The organism is Deefgea sp. CFH1-16 (genome assembly GCF_016881365.1).
Taxonomy (GTDB): domain Bacteria; phylum Pseudomonadota; class Gammaproteobacteria; order Burkholderiales; family Chitinibacteraceae; genus Deefgea.
The window spans coordinates 2658358-2675911 of record NZ_WLYT01000001.1 but is presented as its reverse complement, the minus strand read 5'-3'; the positions used below and the strand labels follow the sequence as shown (position 1 = coordinate 2675911).

At 46.8% G+C, this 17554-nt stretch carries 15 protein-coding genes and 4 pseudogenes; 5 read left to right on the top strand and 14 right to left on the bottom strand.

Annotated elements, in window-relative coordinates:
• The first annotated feature begins 53 nt into the window (after positions 1–53).
• On the top strand, positions 54–1295 hold the full coding sequence (locus tag GKO28_RS14685) for a sodium-dependent transporter (protein ID WP_247646577.1): 1242 nt from the start codon (positions 54–56) through the stop codon (positions 1293–1295).
• Between the two features lie 216 nt (positions 1296–1511).
• Here GKO28_RS14685 and GKO28_RS14680 read toward each other — a convergent pair whose 3' ends face one another.
• The gene (locus GKO28_RS14680; RefSeq protein ID WP_173531846.1) at positions 1512–1955 is read right to left on the bottom strand and encodes a glycine zipper 2TM domain-containing protein; all 444 of its coding nucleotides are present in this window, start codon (positions 1953–1955) and stop codon (positions 1512–1514) included.
• 366 nt (positions 1956–2321) lie between these two features.
• Here GKO28_RS14680 and alaS point away from each other — a divergent pair.
• From alaS to GKO28_RS14660, 4 genes and pseudogenes are all read left to right on the top strand, one after another.
• Positions 2322–4939, top strand: a pseudogene (alaS, locus tag GKO28_RS14675) (alanine--tRNA ligase).
• Between the two features lie 248 nt (positions 4940–5187).
• Positions 5188–5616: an LD-carboxypeptidase gene (locus tag GKO28_RS14670; protein ID WP_203564186.1), complete on the top strand. Its 429-nt coding sequence runs from the start codon at positions 5188–5190 to the stop codon at positions 5614–5616.
• Entirely contained in the window at positions 5573–6133 is a 561-nt protein-coding gene (locus tag GKO28_RS14665; protein WP_203564185.1) for a hypothetical protein, read from the top strand. The genes GKO28_RS14670 and GKO28_RS14665 overlap by 44 nt, the downstream gene beginning before the upstream one ends.
• Positions 6134–6222: 89 nt before the next feature.
• Positions 6223–6447: a DUF1653 domain-containing protein gene (locus GKO28_RS14660; RefSeq protein WP_182076816.1), complete on the top strand. Its 225-nt coding sequence runs from the start codon at positions 6223–6225 to the stop codon at positions 6445–6447.
• 81 nt (positions 6448–6528) lie between these two features.
• On the opposite strand, the pseudogene GKO28_RS14655 reads toward GKO28_RS14660, so the two are convergent.
• The 13 genes and pseudogenes from GKO28_RS14655 to hisS all read right to left on the bottom strand — a co-directional run bounded on the left by GKO28_RS14655 (position 6529) and on the right by hisS (position 17474).
• Positions 6529–7823, bottom strand: a pseudogene (locus tag GKO28_RS14655) (adenylosuccinate synthase).
• Between the two features lie 116 nt (positions 7824–7939).
• Positions 7940–8200, bottom strand: a complete 261-nt coding sequence (locus tag GKO28_RS20345; protein WP_247646576.1) for a hypothetical protein — start codon at positions 8198–8200, stop codon at positions 7940–7942.
• Complete coding sequence (locus GKO28_RS14650; protein WP_247646575.1) at positions 8160–9086, bottom strand: ATP phosphoribosyltransferase regulatory subunit; 927 nt, start codon at positions 9084–9086, stop codon at positions 8160–8162. Before GKO28_RS14650 ends, GKO28_RS20345 begins: the two co-directional genes overlap by 41 nt.
• Before the next feature lie 266 nt (positions 9087–9352).
• The gene (locus GKO28_RS20340) at positions 9353–9661 is read right to left on the bottom strand and encodes a hypothetical protein (RefSeq protein WP_247646574.1); all 309 of its coding nucleotides are present in this window, start codon (positions 9659–9661) and stop codon (positions 9353–9355) included.
• Positions 9583–10233, bottom strand: coding sequence for a protease modulator HflC (hflC, locus tag GKO28_RS14645; RefSeq protein ID WP_247646573.1), 651 nt, complete (start codon positions 10231–10233; stop codon positions 9583–9585). Before hflC ends, GKO28_RS20340 begins: the two co-directional genes overlap by 79 nt.
• Positions 10234–10245: 12 nt before the next feature.
• Positions 10246–11436, bottom strand: coding sequence for an FtsH protease activity modulator HflK (gene hflK, locus GKO28_RS14640; protein ID WP_182076814.1), 1191 nt, complete (start codon positions 11434–11436; stop codon positions 10246–10248).
• Positions 11433–12539, bottom strand: coding sequence for a GTPase HflX (gene hflX, locus GKO28_RS14635; protein WP_173531854.1), 1107 nt, complete (start codon positions 12537–12539; stop codon positions 11433–11435). Before hflX ends, hflK begins: the two co-directional genes overlap by 4 nt.
• Before the next feature lie 91 nt (positions 12540–12630).
• A complete protein-coding gene (hfq, locus tag GKO28_RS14630) occupies positions 12631–12882 on the bottom strand; it encodes an RNA chaperone Hfq (protein ID WP_173531855.1) in 252 nt (83 codons plus the stop codon).
• Positions 12883–12986: 104 nt separating this feature from the next.
• Positions 12987–14367 (bottom strand): annotated as a pseudogene (gene der, locus GKO28_RS14625) (ribosome biogenesis GTPase Der).
• A 60-nt stretch (positions 14368–14427) separates the two neighbouring features.
• The gene (gene bamB, locus GKO28_RS14620) at positions 14428–15486 is read right to left on the bottom strand and encodes an outer membrane protein assembly factor BamB (protein WP_282099318.1); all 1059 of its coding nucleotides are present in this window, start codon (positions 15484–15486) and stop codon (positions 14428–14430) included.
• A gap of 69 nt (positions 15487–15555) precedes the next feature.
• Positions 15556–15681, bottom strand: a complete 126-nt coding sequence (locus GKO28_RS21710; RefSeq protein ID WP_282099317.1) for a hypothetical protein — start codon at positions 15679–15681, stop codon at positions 15556–15558.
• Between the two features lie 4 nt (positions 15682–15685).
• Positions 15686–16186 carry a tetratricopeptide repeat protein gene (locus GKO28_RS14610; protein WP_182076811.1) on the bottom strand — a complete coding sequence of 167 codons (501 nt, stop codon included), beginning with the start codon at positions 16184–16186 and terminating at the stop codon, positions 15686–15688.
• Between the two features lie 18 nt (positions 16187–16204).
• Positions 16205–17474, bottom strand: a pseudogene (hisS, locus tag GKO28_RS14605) (histidine--tRNA ligase).
• Between the last annotated feature and the right edge of the window lie 80 nt (positions 17475–17554).

Here is a 17554-nt window from a genome sequence, read left to right as displayed (position 1 = left end):
TAGCTAACTCTGAATAGTGTGCTGTTGTTTACAATTTACTACAAGGGCATGGCATGAGCGCAAGTCGCGATGGTTTCACCTCCACATTTGGTGTCTTAGTCGCCACACTAGGTTCCGCAGTTGGTTTAGGTAATATCTGGAAGTTCCCCTATATGACCGGCACAAATGGCGGGGCGAGTTTTTTAGTGGTTTACGTACTGGCCACTTTATTAGTCGCACTCCCCGTTATGATTGCTGAAATTATGCTTGGGCGCGCCTCTCGCGCCAATGCCGTCACGACATTTGAAGTGCTCGCACCGAAAAAGCAGCGCTTTTGGCCTGTCATTGGCTATATGGGCTTAATTGCAGCAGTACTGATTTTAGCCTTTTACACCGGTGTAGCTGGCTGGGTATTTGCTTATATCTTCAAATCAATCACCGGTAGCATCCAAGGCACCGATCCAGCCAGCGCCAAAGCGGCATTTGGCGACCTAGTTTCCAACCCGCTCGAAGCCTTATTTTGGCAATGGGTGGTATTAGCATGGGCAGGCACCATCATTATGATGGGCGTTTCCAAAGGCATTGAAGCTGCCGCCAAAAAATTAATGCCGATTTTGTTTTTGCTATTAATTTTATTGTGCATCCGTAGCTTGACGCTGCCAGGCGCAATGGAAGGCGTGAAATTTTTGTTTGCGCCTGACTTTAGCAAAATTACCGCCTCGGTCATGCTAACTGCTGTTGGCTTAGCTTTTTTCAAGCTATCGATCGGCATGGGCACCATGCTCACGTATGGCAGCTACTTCCGCGCCGAACAAAACATTCCATTAACGGCCACTCGCGTGATGCTGGCTGATTTATCCGTATCATTGCTGGCGGGTTTAGCGATTTTCCCTGCGGTGTTTTCATTTGGTTTTGAGCCGGCAGCCGGTCCATCGCTGGTGTTTATGACCATCCCTGGCGTCTTTGCCAGCATGCCATTTGGGCAATTTTTTATGGCGCTGTTTTTTGTTTTAGCCGCCATTGCCGCAACGGGGGCGATTTTGTCGATCATGGAAGTACCGGTAGCCATGCTGTCTGAACGCTTTAAGTTCAGTCGCAAAAAAGCCACTTTACTCACACTGGGGGTGATTGGCTTATTTGGGATTCCGGCGTCGCTCTCATCGTCACTGACCGCCAGCTGGACTTTATTTGGCTTAAATCCATTCGATCTTTTCGACTACATCAGCTCAAATATTTTAATGCCAATTGGTGGCATCTTGATTTGTCTATTTGTCGGCTGGGTTTATGGCTTGCCGCAGCTACAAAAACACAACTGAGCAATGATGGGCAACTCAATAATGGCCTCATTATTAAAGCCGTGTTTATTTTGGTTCGTTACATCACACCAACGCTGATTTTAGTCATCATGCTTAAAGGGCTTGGGCTTATCTAGGTATTTACCTATAGACCTTATTAAACATAAGCTACATTGATATACCCAATAAAAAAGCACGAATTCATTCGTGCTTTTTTATTTTAAACACCCGCTACAATTACATCGGCGCAATACGCGCACTCGAGCCAGAGCCCTCAATATAAACACGCTGGCCTTTATAAATATTGGCTTCATACGGCTGAGTCACCACCACCAACACACCACTATTTAAGCGCACCACAACTTGTTGCCCTTGCTGATTGCCATCATAACGATTTTCGCCATACTTCCCTGCCACCGCACCGGCGATCGCTCCCACTGCCATCGCAACATCACGCCCAGTACCTGCACCAATCAAACTCCCCAAACCCGCACCTGCCGCACCGCCCAAAATAGCCCCCACCCCCAATTGATCTGAATGCGTTAAAGGCACCAAAGAAATTTGTTCGATTACCCCTTGCTGGACTTCATAAGTTTGCTGCTGATTCATACCCATCCCTGCGCAGCCTGCCAAAACAATGCCAAGCACCACAGTCGAACACCATTTAAATATGCTTTTCATTTCAAAATCCTTTGGCTAAAGCCAATTTATTAAAATGCGAAATAACAGCCCCGCCACTCAATAAACAGCATGAGTTACATCGACGACCAGCAACAAACATCAACGCAAACAATCAAAAAATACTTACATAAAATGAAATTTACCACTAACCATGCAAGACCACCAGAAGGGTAAAGCTTTACATTGCCATCGTTAAAAGCAGTTCATCAACAAACAAAACCATTGAGAACTGCCTCTTTAATACTTCATTTACCGTCAACTTTCATTCACACCTGCGTTAGAAAGCCGACGTATGCACGACACGACTACCGATATAGCGCCTTTTACCGTAAAATCGATGGTTTGCTTCGTTTACCGCAGGTAGCCATGACATCCGCTCAGATTCGCCAAAAGTTCTTGGACTTTTTTGCCAGCAAGGGCCACCAAATTGTGGCGTCATCCAGCTTAATTCCTTTGAATGACCCGACCATTTTGTTCACCAATGCTGGGATGAACCAATTTAAAGACGTTTTTTTAGGTTTTGATAAACGCTCGTACACTCGCGCCACCTCAAGCCAAAAATGCGTTCGCGCAGGCGGCAAACATAACGACTTAGAAAACGTCGGCTATACCGCGCGCCACCACACCTTTTTTGAAATGCTGGGTAATTTCTCCTTTGGCGATTACTTCAAGCGCGATGCCATCTTCTTTGCTTGGGAATTTTTGACAGGCCCAGAATGGCTAGCCATTCCCAAAGAAAAACTGATGGTTACCGTGTACGCCACGGACGACGAGGCCTTTGATATTTGGAATCAAGAAATTGGCATCCCGAGCGATCGCATCGTTCGCATTGGTGACAATAAAGGCCCTGGCGTATCGGACAACTTCTGGCAAATGGGCGACACCGGTCCTTGTGGTCCATGTACCGAAATTTTTTACGATCATGGCGCGCATCACTGGGGTGGCCCTCCAGGATCGGCAGAAGAAGACGGTGACCGTTTCATCGAAATCTGGAACAACGTGTTTATGCAATTTAACCGCGATGAAGCGGGTGTTTTGCATCCACTACCAAAACCATCGGTAGACACCGGCATGGGCTTGGAGCGTATTTCTGCGGTGATGCAAGGCGTGCACGCCAATTACGAAATCGATTTATTCCAACATCTGCTTGCCGCAGCGAAACGCGAAACCGGCGCAGCGGATGCCGATTCGCCATCGCTACGCGTCATTGCCGACCATATTCGCTCTTGCGCGTTCTTGATCGCCGATGGTGCTTTGCCAGCCAACGATGGCCGTGGCTATGTATTGCGCCGGATCATTCGCCGCGCAGTGCGTCATGGTTATAAGCTCGGCCAAAAAGGCCACTTCTTCCACAAGCTGGTTGCGCCATTGGCTGAAGTCATGGGTAATGCGTACCCAGAATTGCGTCAACGCCAAGAACACATCGTTGAAGCCCTCAAAAACGAAGAAGAAATCTTCGGCCGCACACTTGAAAACGGCATGGCTTTACTCGACACCGTTCTGGCCGGCGGCAAGCAAGTACTCGATGGCGATGTGGCATTCAAATTGTCTGACACCTACGGCTTCCCGATTGACTTGACTGCTGACGTCTGCCGCGAGCGCAATGTCACCGTTGATATTGCTGGTTTTGAAGCTGCACTGGATGTTCAACGCAAGCAATCCAAAGCTGCAGGCTCATTTAAAATGACGGCAGGCTTGGCCTACGAAGGCGAGGCATCGTGCTTCCACGGCTACACCGAAGCTAGCCGTTCAGCCAAAGTGTTAGCACTGTACAAAGGCAGCGAACCAGTTCAAACACTAGAGAATGGCGACGAAGGCGTGATCGTACTCGATCACACGCCGTTCTATGCCGAATCCGGTGGTCAAGCTGGTGATGTTGGCGTGATTGCTGGCCCTGGCGTATTTAATGTGACCGACACACAAAAAGTAAAAGCCGATGTATTTGGTCATCAAGGCCAAATCATCAGCGGCGCGCTCAATGTCGGCGACGAAGTCACTGCCAGTATCGATATTGCCAAACGCCAAGCCAGCCAACGCAATCACTCGGCGACGCATTTATTGCACGCAGCGCTACGCGAAGTACTGGGTACGCACGTGGAGCAAAAAGGCTCGTTGGTGAATGCCGAACGCACGCGTTTTGACTTCTCACACCCGAAAGCGGTCACTGCGGACGAAATCGCCAAAATCGAAAGCTTGGTCAATCACGTCATCATGGCCAACGAAGAAGCCCAAGTGCGCTTGATGAGCTACGACGACGCCATTAAATTTGGCGCGATGGCCTTGTTTGGCGAGAAATACGGCGACGAAGTACGCGTTTTGAAAATGGGCGACTTCTCGACGGAACTTTGTGGCGGTACGCACGTTAAACGCACTGGCGATATTGGCCTATTCAAAATCGTCGCCGAAAGCGGCATTGCGGCCGGTGTACGTCGGATTGAAGCCATCACTGGCACCGCTGCGCTCGCCGCAGTGCAAGCCCAAGACGCTGAACTGAAAACCGCAACGTCTATCGTTGGCGCACATCCGGGCGAATTGATTGGCAAATTGGAAAAAAACTGCAACTTGACCTGAAAGCGGCGCAAAAAGAAGTCAGCACGCTCAAAGGACAAATGGCGTTTGGTCAATTAGACCAACTGATCGGCGTGGGCCTGCGCACCATCAATGGCGTAAAATGCATTGGCAGCGTGGTAGAAGACGTTGACCCAGCTACTTTGCGTGAAATGAGCAATAAACTGATGGATCGCCTAGAAAGCGGCATCGCCCTACTCGCTTGTGTCTCTGAAGGTAAAGTCAGCCTGATCGCTCGGGTATCGCCAGATCTCACCAGCAAAGTCAAAGCCGGTGAACTGGTTAATTTTGCCGCGCAAATCGTCGGCGGTAAAGGCGGCGGACGCCCTGACATCGCCCAAGCAGGTGGTACTGAACCCGCCAAACTGCAAGAAGCCATGCAGGCGGCCGCGGCCTGGGTTGAGAGTAAATTGTAATCACAGCATGCTAAAGCAAACAGCCACCCAAAATCGGTGGCTGTTTTTTTATGCCAAATCATCGGATTAGATTAAGCAAGTAACAATGACGATGAATAACCCCCATCGCCAACAAGAGTATGGGTATCAAACCATTAATTAACAAAGCTTATAACAACATACCCAATAGATATTTAACCCAGCATAGCGCAAAACAGAGGAACAAATGACAGGAGACAAATTGAAGCTCGGCGATAAAATCTGTGTGATTGCACCATCAAAGAAGCCTTGGCATCATTTCTCAGCACGTGATCGAACTCGCCACTACAAGGCTCAATGAAATCGGCTTAGAAGTTTGTTTTTCTAAAAATTGCCATCAAATGGATGAGTTTCACTCATCATCGATTGAAGCCAGAATTGACGATCTGCATACTGCGTTTTCTGATAAAACCGTTAAAGGTATTTTGACTGCAATTGGCGGCCACAACTCAAATCAATTACTGAATAAAATTGATTATTCAATCATCAAATCTAACCCCAAAATACTGTGTGGATTTTCAGACATCACGGCTTTAAGCAATGCCATTTATACAAAAACAGAGCTCATTACCTATAACGGGCCACATTTTTCGACATTAGGCATGGCGCAAGGACTTGATTACACCATCGAATATTTTAAAAAAATGTTTAATGAGTGAGAATGGATATTCAATCACGCCATCCCAATATTGGTCGGATGATGAGTGGTACATCAATCAAGATCAACGTGATTTTTATCCCAACACAGGATATCAGGTCATTAATACAGGCCAAGCATCAGGAACGATTGTTGGTGGAAACTTATGCACTTTCAATTTATTGCAAGGCAGTTGCTTTTTACCAGAACCAGAAAATGCAATTTTATTCCTCGAGGAAGATAATCTGCTGGAGCAGAATACACTCAGTGAATTTGACCGTAATTTACAATCTATCATCCATCTAAAATCATTTTACTCTGTAAAAGGTATTGTGATTGGTCGGTTTCAAACAGCGTCACAGATTACGCTCGAACAAATTTGTAAACTGATTCACTCAAAACCTGAATTGAATTCAATCCCTGTCATATGCAACCTTGATTTTGGACATACAACACCACAAATCACCTTCCCAATCGGTGGCGAGGCTGAAATTATCGCAACAAGCACGCGTTGTGAAATATTGATCAAAAAACACTAAAGTAAGATCAATAACAAATCAGCAGCATATGTCTTTTAGTATGTATCTGCTTATAGCCACTATTAAATAAAACTTAGAGAGCAATACCCATGACTCCACGTCCAGAACTCGCCCTTGGCGAATATCAGCATTACAAAGGTAATCGTTATCAAGTGATTGATTTGGCCATCCACAGCGAAACGGAAGAATGGCTGGTAGTGTATCGGCCGCTGTATGGCGAAGGCGCTTTGTGGGTGCGACCGTACTCAATGTTTGTAGAGAACATGATCATTGATGGCGCTCCTCTCGCACGGTTTAGTAAAGTGGCGGATTAATAAATCTATTTATTTGCGTCCAAAGCCCAGACGTAAAAAAAACCGCTGTAACCACAGCGGTTTTTTCATATACACAGATGATTAGTCTTGGTATGGGTGTTGCAGAACGATGGTTTCGTCGCGATCTGGGCCAGTCGAAATAATAGCGATTGGCGCTTCGCAGATTTCTGCGATGCGTTTCAGATAGTTTTGCGCGTTCAATGGCAATTCTTCGAATTTTTTCACGCCGAATGTCGATTCAGACCAACCTGGCATTTCTTCGTAGATTGGCTCGCACAAGGCAATGTTTTCTGCGCCAATTGGCAAGATGTCGATGGCTTTGCCATTCAACATATAACCAGTACACAATTTAATGGTTTCGATCGAATCCATCACGTCAAGTTTGGTCACACACAAACCTGAAACACCGTTGATTTGAATTGAACGTTTCAGCGCGGCAGCGTCAAACCAACCACAACGACGTGCACGACCCGTTACCGAACCGAACTCGTGACCGCGTTCAGCCAAGCCAGCGCCAACGTCGTCGAACAATTCAGTCGGGAATGGGCCAGAGCCAACGCGAGTGGTGTAGGCCTTCACGATACCCAATACGTATTGCAACATTTGTGGTGCCACGCCTGCGCCCGGCGCAGCAGCACCGGCAACACAGTTACTTGAAGTCACAAATGGGTAAGTACCGTGATCGACGTCAAGCAAGGTACCTTGCGCGCCCTCAAACAACAATGGCTCGCCAGCTTTATTCATGTCATACAGGTACGCGATACATCGCCAACCATTGGGCGAATGCGCTCGGCGTAGGCCATGGTTTCATCGTAAACAGTTTGGAAATCGAGCGTCGGTGCGTTGAAGTAGTTCTTCAATGCAAAGTTGTACCAATCGAGGTTTTCCAGCAATTTAGCGGCGAAACGTTCAGGATGGTATAAATCTTGCACGCGAATTGAGCGACGCGCCACTTTGTCTTCGTACGCTGGGCCAATACCACGACCTGTCGTGCCAATTTTTTTCTCGCCCTTCGCTGCTTCACGCGCTTGGTCGATGGCAATGTGGTACGGCAAAATCAATGGGCAAGCTTCAGAAATGGTCAAACGGCTGGCAACGTCAATGCCGGCTGCGCTAAGCTCATCAATTTCTTGCAGCAAGGCCGTCGGAGAAATCACCACGCCATTACCGATAAAGCAGGCTTTACCTGCATGCAAGATGCCCGATGGAATCAAGCGCAAAACTGTTTTTTTACCGCCAACCCACAATGTATGGCCTGCGTTATGACCGCCTTGAAAGCGCACCACACCTTGGGCGTGATCCGTTAACCAGTCAACAATCTTACCCTTACCCTCGTCACCCCATTGTGTGCCGATTACGACGACATTTTTGCTCATTTCCAAACCTCAATGCTATTCAAAACAATGGCTATCGTCGCAACAGCAACGCAACGCGCCCGAACTTTAACTTTAAAATGCTCAATGAGCCAGCCCTTTACAGGGAAAACACCAATTTATTGCAATGGCACAACCTGCCATTGACCATTAATCAATTGCAATGAGCGGTTAATATGCACTTCTGTGACATCAACACCCAAATCTACGATCACAATTTCACCGGCATTACGTAATGCGCGTATCGCAGAAATCAAAGCCATATCATCAGTTTGCGGCGCTAAGATCGCAGCCTGATGCGTCGGAAATGGCAATGAAGTCAAGGCACGTAAATCTAAACTAAACCCAGTAGCAGGACGTGAGCGGCCAAATTTTTCCACCGACACGATCATAGCGCCCACCGCGCGCTACTGCGCTAGCAAAGCCATTGGCGTAAGCATTAAATACTAAACCGGTATGGTAGTAACTACCTGGCGATTCGGCCAAATCAAAGCGCACAGTCATGCCGCGATTGAGCAATGCGGCTTCTAATTCATGCAAAGCATCTAATGCCGCAGTGACCGCATCAATGGCAGGCAAGGCTTGACGAGCGCGAACCAGCACATCGCTGCCACCATAGCAAAGTGGCAAAGCCAAAATGCCTTGGCGCAACTCGGGTGATAAATCGGCAGTCAGCGCTTCTAATGCCGGTACATCTTTTTGCTGCAAAGCGTTAAATGCCGCTTGTCTAGCATCATTTGGCCAATGCGCTACATCGGCCATCGCGTTAAATAAACCGATGTGTCCAATCTCAAGACAAAAATCAGTCACGCCAGTTAAAGCCAAACTGGCAAACATTAATTCGATGGCTTCAATATCCGCACCAATACTGGCACAGCCATAAATTTCAGCACCGATTTGACGCGGCTGACGATTCGACATCAAGCCATCTGGTCGCGTGGTCACTACCGATCCGGCATAGCACAAGCGCGCAACACCTTTGCGATTCAAGATATGCGCGTCAATTCGTGCTACTTGCGGCGTGATGTCGGCACGCAAGCCCATTTGACGGCCCGACAACTCATCGACCAATTTAAAGGTTTTTAAATCGAGTGCGCTATCGTCTTGCGTAAAGAGTGATTCGACATACTCAACCAGTGGTGGCTCAACTTGCTCATAGCCATACCGAGCATAAAGATCGAGTAAGGAACGACGTAGCGTTTCAAGTTGACGCGACTCCATAGGGAGTACATCGGAAATGTATTCGGGTAGGATCCAGTTGCGCATAGTCCAGACAAATCAAATGCCCGCCTGCGGTATCCCCACAGAGCGGGCGTAAAACAAGATATGGGTAGCAATACCTACTACACCACCAGCGAAATCAATACGCCAACCATTAGCAAGCGAAATCCAAAACTCATATTTGGCGATCACTCATGGCGGCAATTTTTAATCCACTTGCACACCCAATGGCAGACAAGGCAAAGGGCATAATACCTTTAAAAGGTATTAGCCCCAAGCCCTAATAAAACAACAACCGTTACACAACAAACTTATTTGCCTGATCCAGCACGTGGATTTTTCATGTATTTGAAAAAGTCCGAACTTGGATCAACCACCATTAAGTCGCTTTTCTTACCAAAACTTTGTTTGTAAGCATCTAGACTCTTATAAAAAGCATAGAACTCAGGGGTTTTGCCATAAGCATCCGAGTATATCGCTGCCGCCTTAGCATCACCAGCACCCTTAAGTTGCTGCGCCTTATTATACGCATCTGCCATGATTACTTCGCGCTGTTTATCAGCATCGGCTTTAATTTTTTCAGCATCAGCACTACCTTCTGCACGTAATTGATTGGCCACGGCTTTACGCTCAGATTGCATCCGCTCATACACCGAGAGTTTAAAGTGCTTGGCTCAAAATCAACTTGTTTGATACGGACATCAATGACACGGATACCAATACGTTCGGCATCAATATTGGCCACTTTGCCAACATATTCCATCACCTTATCGCGTTTGCCCGAAATCACATCTTGTACGGTGTGCTTACCAAATTCATCACGCAGCATGTTGTTCACGGTATTGCGAAGTCGATCTACCGCTTTGCGCTCATCCATACCGACTGCTTTGTAGTATTTCTCTACATCGAAAATCTGGTATTTGATGTAGCTATTTACATTCACATTCATTTTTTCAATGGTTTGAATCCGTGCAGGCATATTCTCATCGATGGTTTGAATGCGCTTATCAAAATAACGAACATCTTGTACAAAGGGTAATTTGAAATGAATACCAGGATCTTTAATGACCCGTTTAGCTTCAGAAAACTGGAAAATCACGGCATATTGACGTTGATCTACAGTAAACAAACACAATGAAGCTAAAAATAACACCAGCATTACCGCTGATAACACAGGAAGAATACGATTCATTTGCCTTCCTCCTTAACGACCGTCACGCTCACCGCGATTAACGCGATTTGCTGGGGTTTCAGAATTAACAGCTACAGGAGCCGAAGACGTTGCCGCTGGTTTGGCTGCGTCCGCATTAACCGATGCAGCTGCGCCATTCATTTGCATCAATTTATCCAAAGGTAGATACAACAAACTACCACCGGCCTTTTGATCAACCAAAACTTTGGTCGTGTTTTGATACATGCTTTGCATTGCATCTAAATACATACGGTCACGCGTAACTTGTGGTGATTTCACATATTCAGCGGCGATTTGTTTAAAGCGTGAGGCATCACCCTCTGCTCGAGCAACAATTTGCTCACGATAGCCTTCTGCCTCTTCATTCAAACGAGCAGCCATACCGCTAGCTTTTGGAATCACGTCATTGGCGTAAGCAGTACCTTCGTTAATCAATCGCGATTTGTCTTGACGGGCTTTAACGGCATCGGCAAAAGCAGCTTGTACCTGTTCAGGCGGTTGCACATCCGAAATATTCACCCGTGCAATCGTCATCCCTGTGCCATAGCGATTCAGCAGCGACTGCATAATTTCTTTGGTGTCTTCTGCAATCTTGCCACGACCTTCATTGAGGACGTAATCCACTTTATTGCGGCCAACCACTTCACGAATGGCTGATTCAGCCGTTTGCTTTACAACATCACGACCGCCGTCAATAAAACGATTATCAAACAAGAAGTCTTTCGCTGAATTGAGGGTGTACTGCACTTCCAATTGAATCTGAATAATGTTCTGGTCAGAAGTCAGCATCAATGAGGCTTCACTATTTGAACCCGCATCGCCACGCACGCCGACATCAAGACTGCGAATTTCGGTCATATTCACCAATTCGCGCGATTCAATCGGATACGGCAAATGCCAGTGCAAACCAGGGTGAACCACGGTTTCAACATACTTACCAAAGCGAGTTACCACTGCATCTTCACGCTCGTCGACCATGTAAGTACCCGATGCCAGCCACAACGCCAACAAAGCACCCAAAACAACAAATACCCCAGTCGCACCAGAGCCAGATGATGGATTCACTGGCGCATTATTTTGAGGGATTTTATTACCGAGCAAAGCATTGATTTTATTGATGATATTACGAAAAATCTCATCCAAATTCGGTGGACCACCTTTTTTATTTCGGTCACCACCCCATTGCGGATCATTTTGACTCATTTATCTTCCTTAACGGTTTGATTCATCGCTTCAACCAGTGCTTCGCGCAAAAGATTTAATCCTTCGCCACGCAAGGCGCTTAATTTAACGCTGCGAATACTACCATATTCGTCACGTTCAACTTCGGCAGCCAAATCACGCTGATCAATCTTATTAAAGACCATCAACTGCGGTATATGTTCCGCACCAATTTCAGTTAATACTTTATTGACTTCACTAATTTGCAAATCACGCATTGAATGATTGATATCAACCACGTGCAATAACACATCCGCTTCAATCGTTTCTTCTAAAGTTGCACGAAATGCCGCTACCAAGGTGTGAGGCAAATCGCGAATAAAACCAACAGTATCGGAGATCACCACCGAATGATCAGCATCGATGTATAACTTGCGGCTGGTAGTATCTAGCGTCGCAAAAAGTTGATCTGCTGCGTAGAGCTTTGCTTTGGTTAATGCATTAAATAGCGTTGATTTTCCAGCATTGGTATAACCAACAATTGAAACGGTGAACTGTCCAGATCGATCTCGTCGCTTTCTTTGTGTCGCGCGCTGCTTTTGCACAATCAGCAACTGATCTTTCAAGCGCTTAACTCGAATCCCAATTAAGCGCCGGTCAGTTTCGAGCTGCGTTTCACCCGGCCCACGCAAACCCACCCCACCCTTTTGGCGTTCCAGATGAGTCCAGCCGCGAATTAATCGCGTTTGGATGTGCGCTAACTGCGCTAACTCGACTTGCAACTTACCTTCAGAAGTTCGCGCACGTTGCGCAAAAATATCCAGAATCAAGGTGGTACGATCGAGCACTCGACACTTGACTTTACTTTCAAGATTTCGCTCTTGGCCTGGGGATAATTGATGATTAAAAATCACCAACCCTGCGTCATGCGCTAAAACCGCCTCAGCAATTTCATCCGCTTTGCCACTACCACAAAAATAAGCTGGGTCTGGCCGCTGACGCTTACCTTGAATAACCGCCAGTGGATGAACTCCAGCGGACTTCACTAACTCGATGAATTCTTCTTGACTGTCGGCAAAATCAGCTTCGCCAAAATCCAGACAAACCAAAATTGCTTCATCACCGCCCTGATGGCGTTCAAACATGCATACCTCTTCACTTCCAGAAAAACAAAACGCCGCGCAAGATAAAACCCCGAAAAGCGAAGCCTTCGGGGCTAACGAATGCTCGATCTAATTAGCTTTCTGCACTGGCTGCGGCAGGATTATCATGCGGCACATTCACCGCACGAGAAGGAACAACCGTTGAAATAGCATGCTTATAAACCATCTGAGTCACCGTATTGCGAAGCAATACAACATACTGATCAAATGATTCAATTTGCCCCTGCAATTTAATGCCATTGACCAAGTAGATTGAAACGGGCACGTGTTCTTTACGCAAGATATTTAAAAACGGATCTTGCAGCATTTGTCCCTTAGCACTCATTATTATTCTCCGACTTGTTATTAGTTTTCCGTCTGTACGGTTTCGCTTGGAACATCTTACACCGACAATACAATTATTGGCAGCTTAGTACTATAACGCAATTTTTAGCGCTTTTTTAGTGCATTTTTTGCACTTTGTGGACCACGACGTCCACGATTTGGCGCTTCTTTGCCTTCAAATGGATTATCAGTCTTTTTAAACTGCACCCGCAAAGGCGTACCTTGCAACTTAAAGGTTTTAATAAAGAAATGCTCTAAATAACGCCAATATGATGCATGAACTGCTTCCAAAGCGTTACCGTGAATAATCACAACCGGCGGATTACTACCACCTTGGTGAGCATAACGCATTTTTGGACGAATCTTACCGGCCAATGGCGGTTGTTGACGCTCCATTGCCAACTGCAATGCACGTGTTAGTTTTGGCGTAGGAATCTTAATCATCGCCGCATCATAGGCTTGATTAATTGAACCAAACAAATCACCAACACCACTACCTTGCAAAGCCGAAATATAGTGATACTTCGCAAAATCGAGGAAAGCGAGCTTGCGCGCCATATCGCGTTTAATAATTTCACGCTGCTCTAAATTGGCCGAGTCCCATTTATTAATGGCGACGACCAAAGCACGACCTGACTCTAAAACAAAGCCAGCAATCTTACCGTCTTGATCCGATACATCTTGCGTTGCATCCAAAACTAAAATCACCACATTGCAATCTTCAATCGCTTGCATGGTTTTAATGACCGAAAACTTTTCGATCATATCGGTCACCTTACCGCGGCGACGCACACCGGCAGTATCAATTACCGTATAGTTTGGAGCCATTTCGTTCAAAATCAATAGCCACTGAATCACGAGTTGTACCTGGGGCATCAAAAGCAATTACGCGCTCTTCACCAAGAATGGCGTTCACCAAGGTTGACTTGCCCACGTTTGGACGACCCACGATGGCAAATTTAGGGTGTGTTTGTTCTTCTTCTGGCTCAGGATCTGGGAATCCTTCCAAGATTTCATTAATCAGGTGACGAACACCCTCGCCATGCGAGGCTGAAATCGCAACCGGATCACCTAAACCGAACTCATGAAACTCGGCGGTCATCACCGCACTATTCATACCTTCAATTTTATTGACCGCCACCCAAACAGGGCGATCACCTTGACGCAAACGATTGGCAATCATTTTGTCTTGTGGTGTTAAGCCATTACGTCCGTCAACAATAAACACAATGGCATCAGCTTCATCAATGGCTTGCAAGGTTTGCTTAGCCATTTCAAACATAATACCTTCATCAATAACCGGTTCAAATCCACCGGTATCGATCACCAAGTAAGGTTTCTCTCCAACTTTACCATGACCATAGTGACGATCACGCGTCAGGCCAGGCTGATCGGCCACCAAAGCATCACGAGTTTTGGTTAAACGATTAAATAGTGTTGATTTGCCCACATTGGGGCGCCCGACGAGGGCAATAGTTGGTTTCAATTCAATTCCTTATTCCATCCATATGACGGCGCAACTGCGCCGCCCTAATGTCGATGGGTATTACTGAGTGCTGAGCAGATAAATACTGCCTTTTCCGGTCTGAACAATCGCTTGCGAGCTATCAGATTGCGGTGCTAAATAAATGCGGCCACCATCGGTGGGCAATTGCCCAACAAAGCGACCATCTTCTGGGTTTACAACATGGATATAACCATCTAAATCACCGACTAAAATATTGCCAGCCAACATCGCTGGCGCAGAAACTAAGCGGTTAGCTAATAAATCTTGGCGCCAAATACTGCGGCCTGTTGTACGTTCAAAGGCATTAATTTGTCCCTTGGCGTCGGTAACATACACGTTTTGACTATCAATCGCTAAGCCCGTCCAGCTGGAAATTTCACGCGTCCATAGCAAATTGCCTTGCTTAGCGCCTAGACAAGCAACACGCCCTTGGAAAGCCACGGCACAAACCATATCGCCACGCACCACGGGTGGCGCAACAATATCAGTCACTCGCTCGAGCTCACTCGCTCCACGCGGCAAAGCGACGGGTGCTTCCCAGAGGACACGACCATCTGCGATCGAAATTGCGGTCAAACGTCCGGCAGCCTGCCCCACATACACCACGCCGTCAGCAACCACGGGCGGCGCATAATTACGTAACAATAAAGCCGGTTGTGGACGCTGATAAATCCATTTTAATTCGCCTTTATCCGCAGAAAAAGCACTCACTTTGCCATCGCCAGAGCGCACAATGACCAAGTCATCACTCACAACAGGGGCAGAAATCACCTCACTCGTGACTTTAGCCGACCAAATCGGTTGACCGTTTAAATCATACGTCAACACATCGCCATTGCGGCTACCAACCGCAATCACACCACCCGATATACCGACACCACCAGCAACGGGTTGCGCAATTTTAATTTGCCAACGTTTTTTGCCATTCGCGCGCTCAAACAACGCCAATTCATTATCGCCACCCACAGCAGCAATCAATTTCACCATTAAAAGCGGGCTGAAAACGATACTCTGTTTTCCCACCGACAGAGGACTTCCAATCAATCTTGATATTTGCTGTTGTCGTAACAACAGGCAACTTGGCAGGTTCAGGCGCATTACTCGTAGTACTACAAGCACTAATGCTAAAGACGCTGAGTAGCAATAATGGACGAAGGCATTTCATGCTTACTTATCTCCCAATACATCCAATTTAATTTCTACTAATTTCAAATTCGGTGCGTCTTTTGGCAGCTTGGCAATGGCTTGGCGATAGGCATCAGCGGCAGCCGCAGTTTGGCCTTGTGCTTGCAAAATATCACCGCGAAGTTCGGCGTAAAGCGGAGAAAAAAGCGTCTTCTTCTGGCGTTTTCAGCAATACCAACGCTTCAGGATATTTTTTCTCTTCCGCCAAAATACTGGCTAATCGCAAGCGCGCTGTATCGCGCAATGCCGCTTCCTGACTATGCTCAATCACCCAAGTTAACTCAGTGCGTGAAGCCGCTGCATCACCCTTGAGATAATCCAATTTGGCGGCAATTAAAGCGGCACGGGGCGCATAAGGCGTTTTGCTGTAATCATTTTTCAATAGCAAAACACCCGTTTTAAATTTGCCATCGTCAGTTAAATTGTTTTCAATTTGCGCATAGACTTCAGCAGCCTTCGCAATTTGCTGCTTTTGCCAGCCTTGCCAGCCCTTCCACGCGGCAAACGAAATCAAAAATGCCGCAATCCCAAGCGCCAACCATTTACCCCAGTTTTGCCACCAGTCTTTCATGGTGGCGATTTGTTCTTGTTCTTGTAAATCAAATGCGGCCATGGTTATCCCCTGAATAAATTAAATACTGCGAATCACTTGTGCTAACTGATCTTGCTGCACGATTTCTTGTTTGCCTTGCTGCTCGCCGGTCAGTGTTTTTAAATTAACGGTCTGTGACGCTACTTCACCCTCACCAATCACCACGGCAAAACGTGCACCTGATTGATCGGCTTTTTTAAATTGCGATTTAAAACTGCCACTGCCGCCATGATAAATGACATTCAAGCCTGCTGCGCGCAATTGACGCGCCACGGCAAATGCATTTCTCGCTGCGGCTTCGCCTTGATGAACCACGTAAGCATCTGGCAACTGTACTGGAATCACGACTTCGTTGATTTCCAATAGCAACATTAAGCGCTCAATACCGATCGCAAATCCAACCGCCGGGCAAGGCTTACCGCCCAATTGTTCAACCAAACCATCATAACGACCACCGGCAGCCACGGTACTTTGCGCGCCCAATTGCGTTGTCGTCCATTCAAAAAACGGTACGATTATAATAATCGAGGCCACGCACTAACCGTGGATTTAGGGTATACGCAATCCCTGCATCGTCGAGCAAGGCTTTGACGGTTTCAAAGTGTGTTTTTGATGCTTCACCCAAAAAGTCGATCAGTTGCGGGGCATTTTCAGCCATTTGTTGCAAGGCTGGATTTTTGGTATCCAAAACGCGCAATGGGTTGGTATAGAGCCGGCGCTTGCTATCTTCATCGAGGATATCGACATACCCTTCCAAATATTGAATCAACTGGGCGCGGTGTGCCGCGCGCTCTTCAATATCGCCCAAAGAATTGAGTTCTAAACTCATTCCGCTCAAACCAAGACGTGGCCATAAATCGGCCAGCATCACAATCACCTCGGCATCGACATCCGGCGTTGAAAAACCAAATGCCTCAATACCCATCTGATGAAACTGACGATAGCGTCCCTTTTGTGGACGCTCATGACGGAACATCGGCCCGGTGTACCACAAACGCTGGGTTTGATTGTAAAGTAAGCCGTGTTCAATGCAGGCTCGCACACAACCGGCGGTCCCTTCTGGGCGCAGCGTCAGTTTTTCACCGTTAAGGCTGTCTTCAAAGGCGTACATTTCTTTTTCAACGATATCGGTATGCTCACCAACACCTCGAATAAACAAATGCGTTGATTCAACAATCGGCATCCGAATCTGGCTATAGCCATAGGCGGCTAGCCATTCACGTGTAACTTGTTCAAAAAACTGCCAGCGACTTGATTCTTGCGGCAGAACATCATTCATGCCGCGAATACCTTGGATGGTTTGAGCCATATTTTTATAAACTTTAAATTAAATCAAGAAAGGGTATTTGATTGCAGCCCAATAATTAAAAAGGCTACAGAGCATTACCC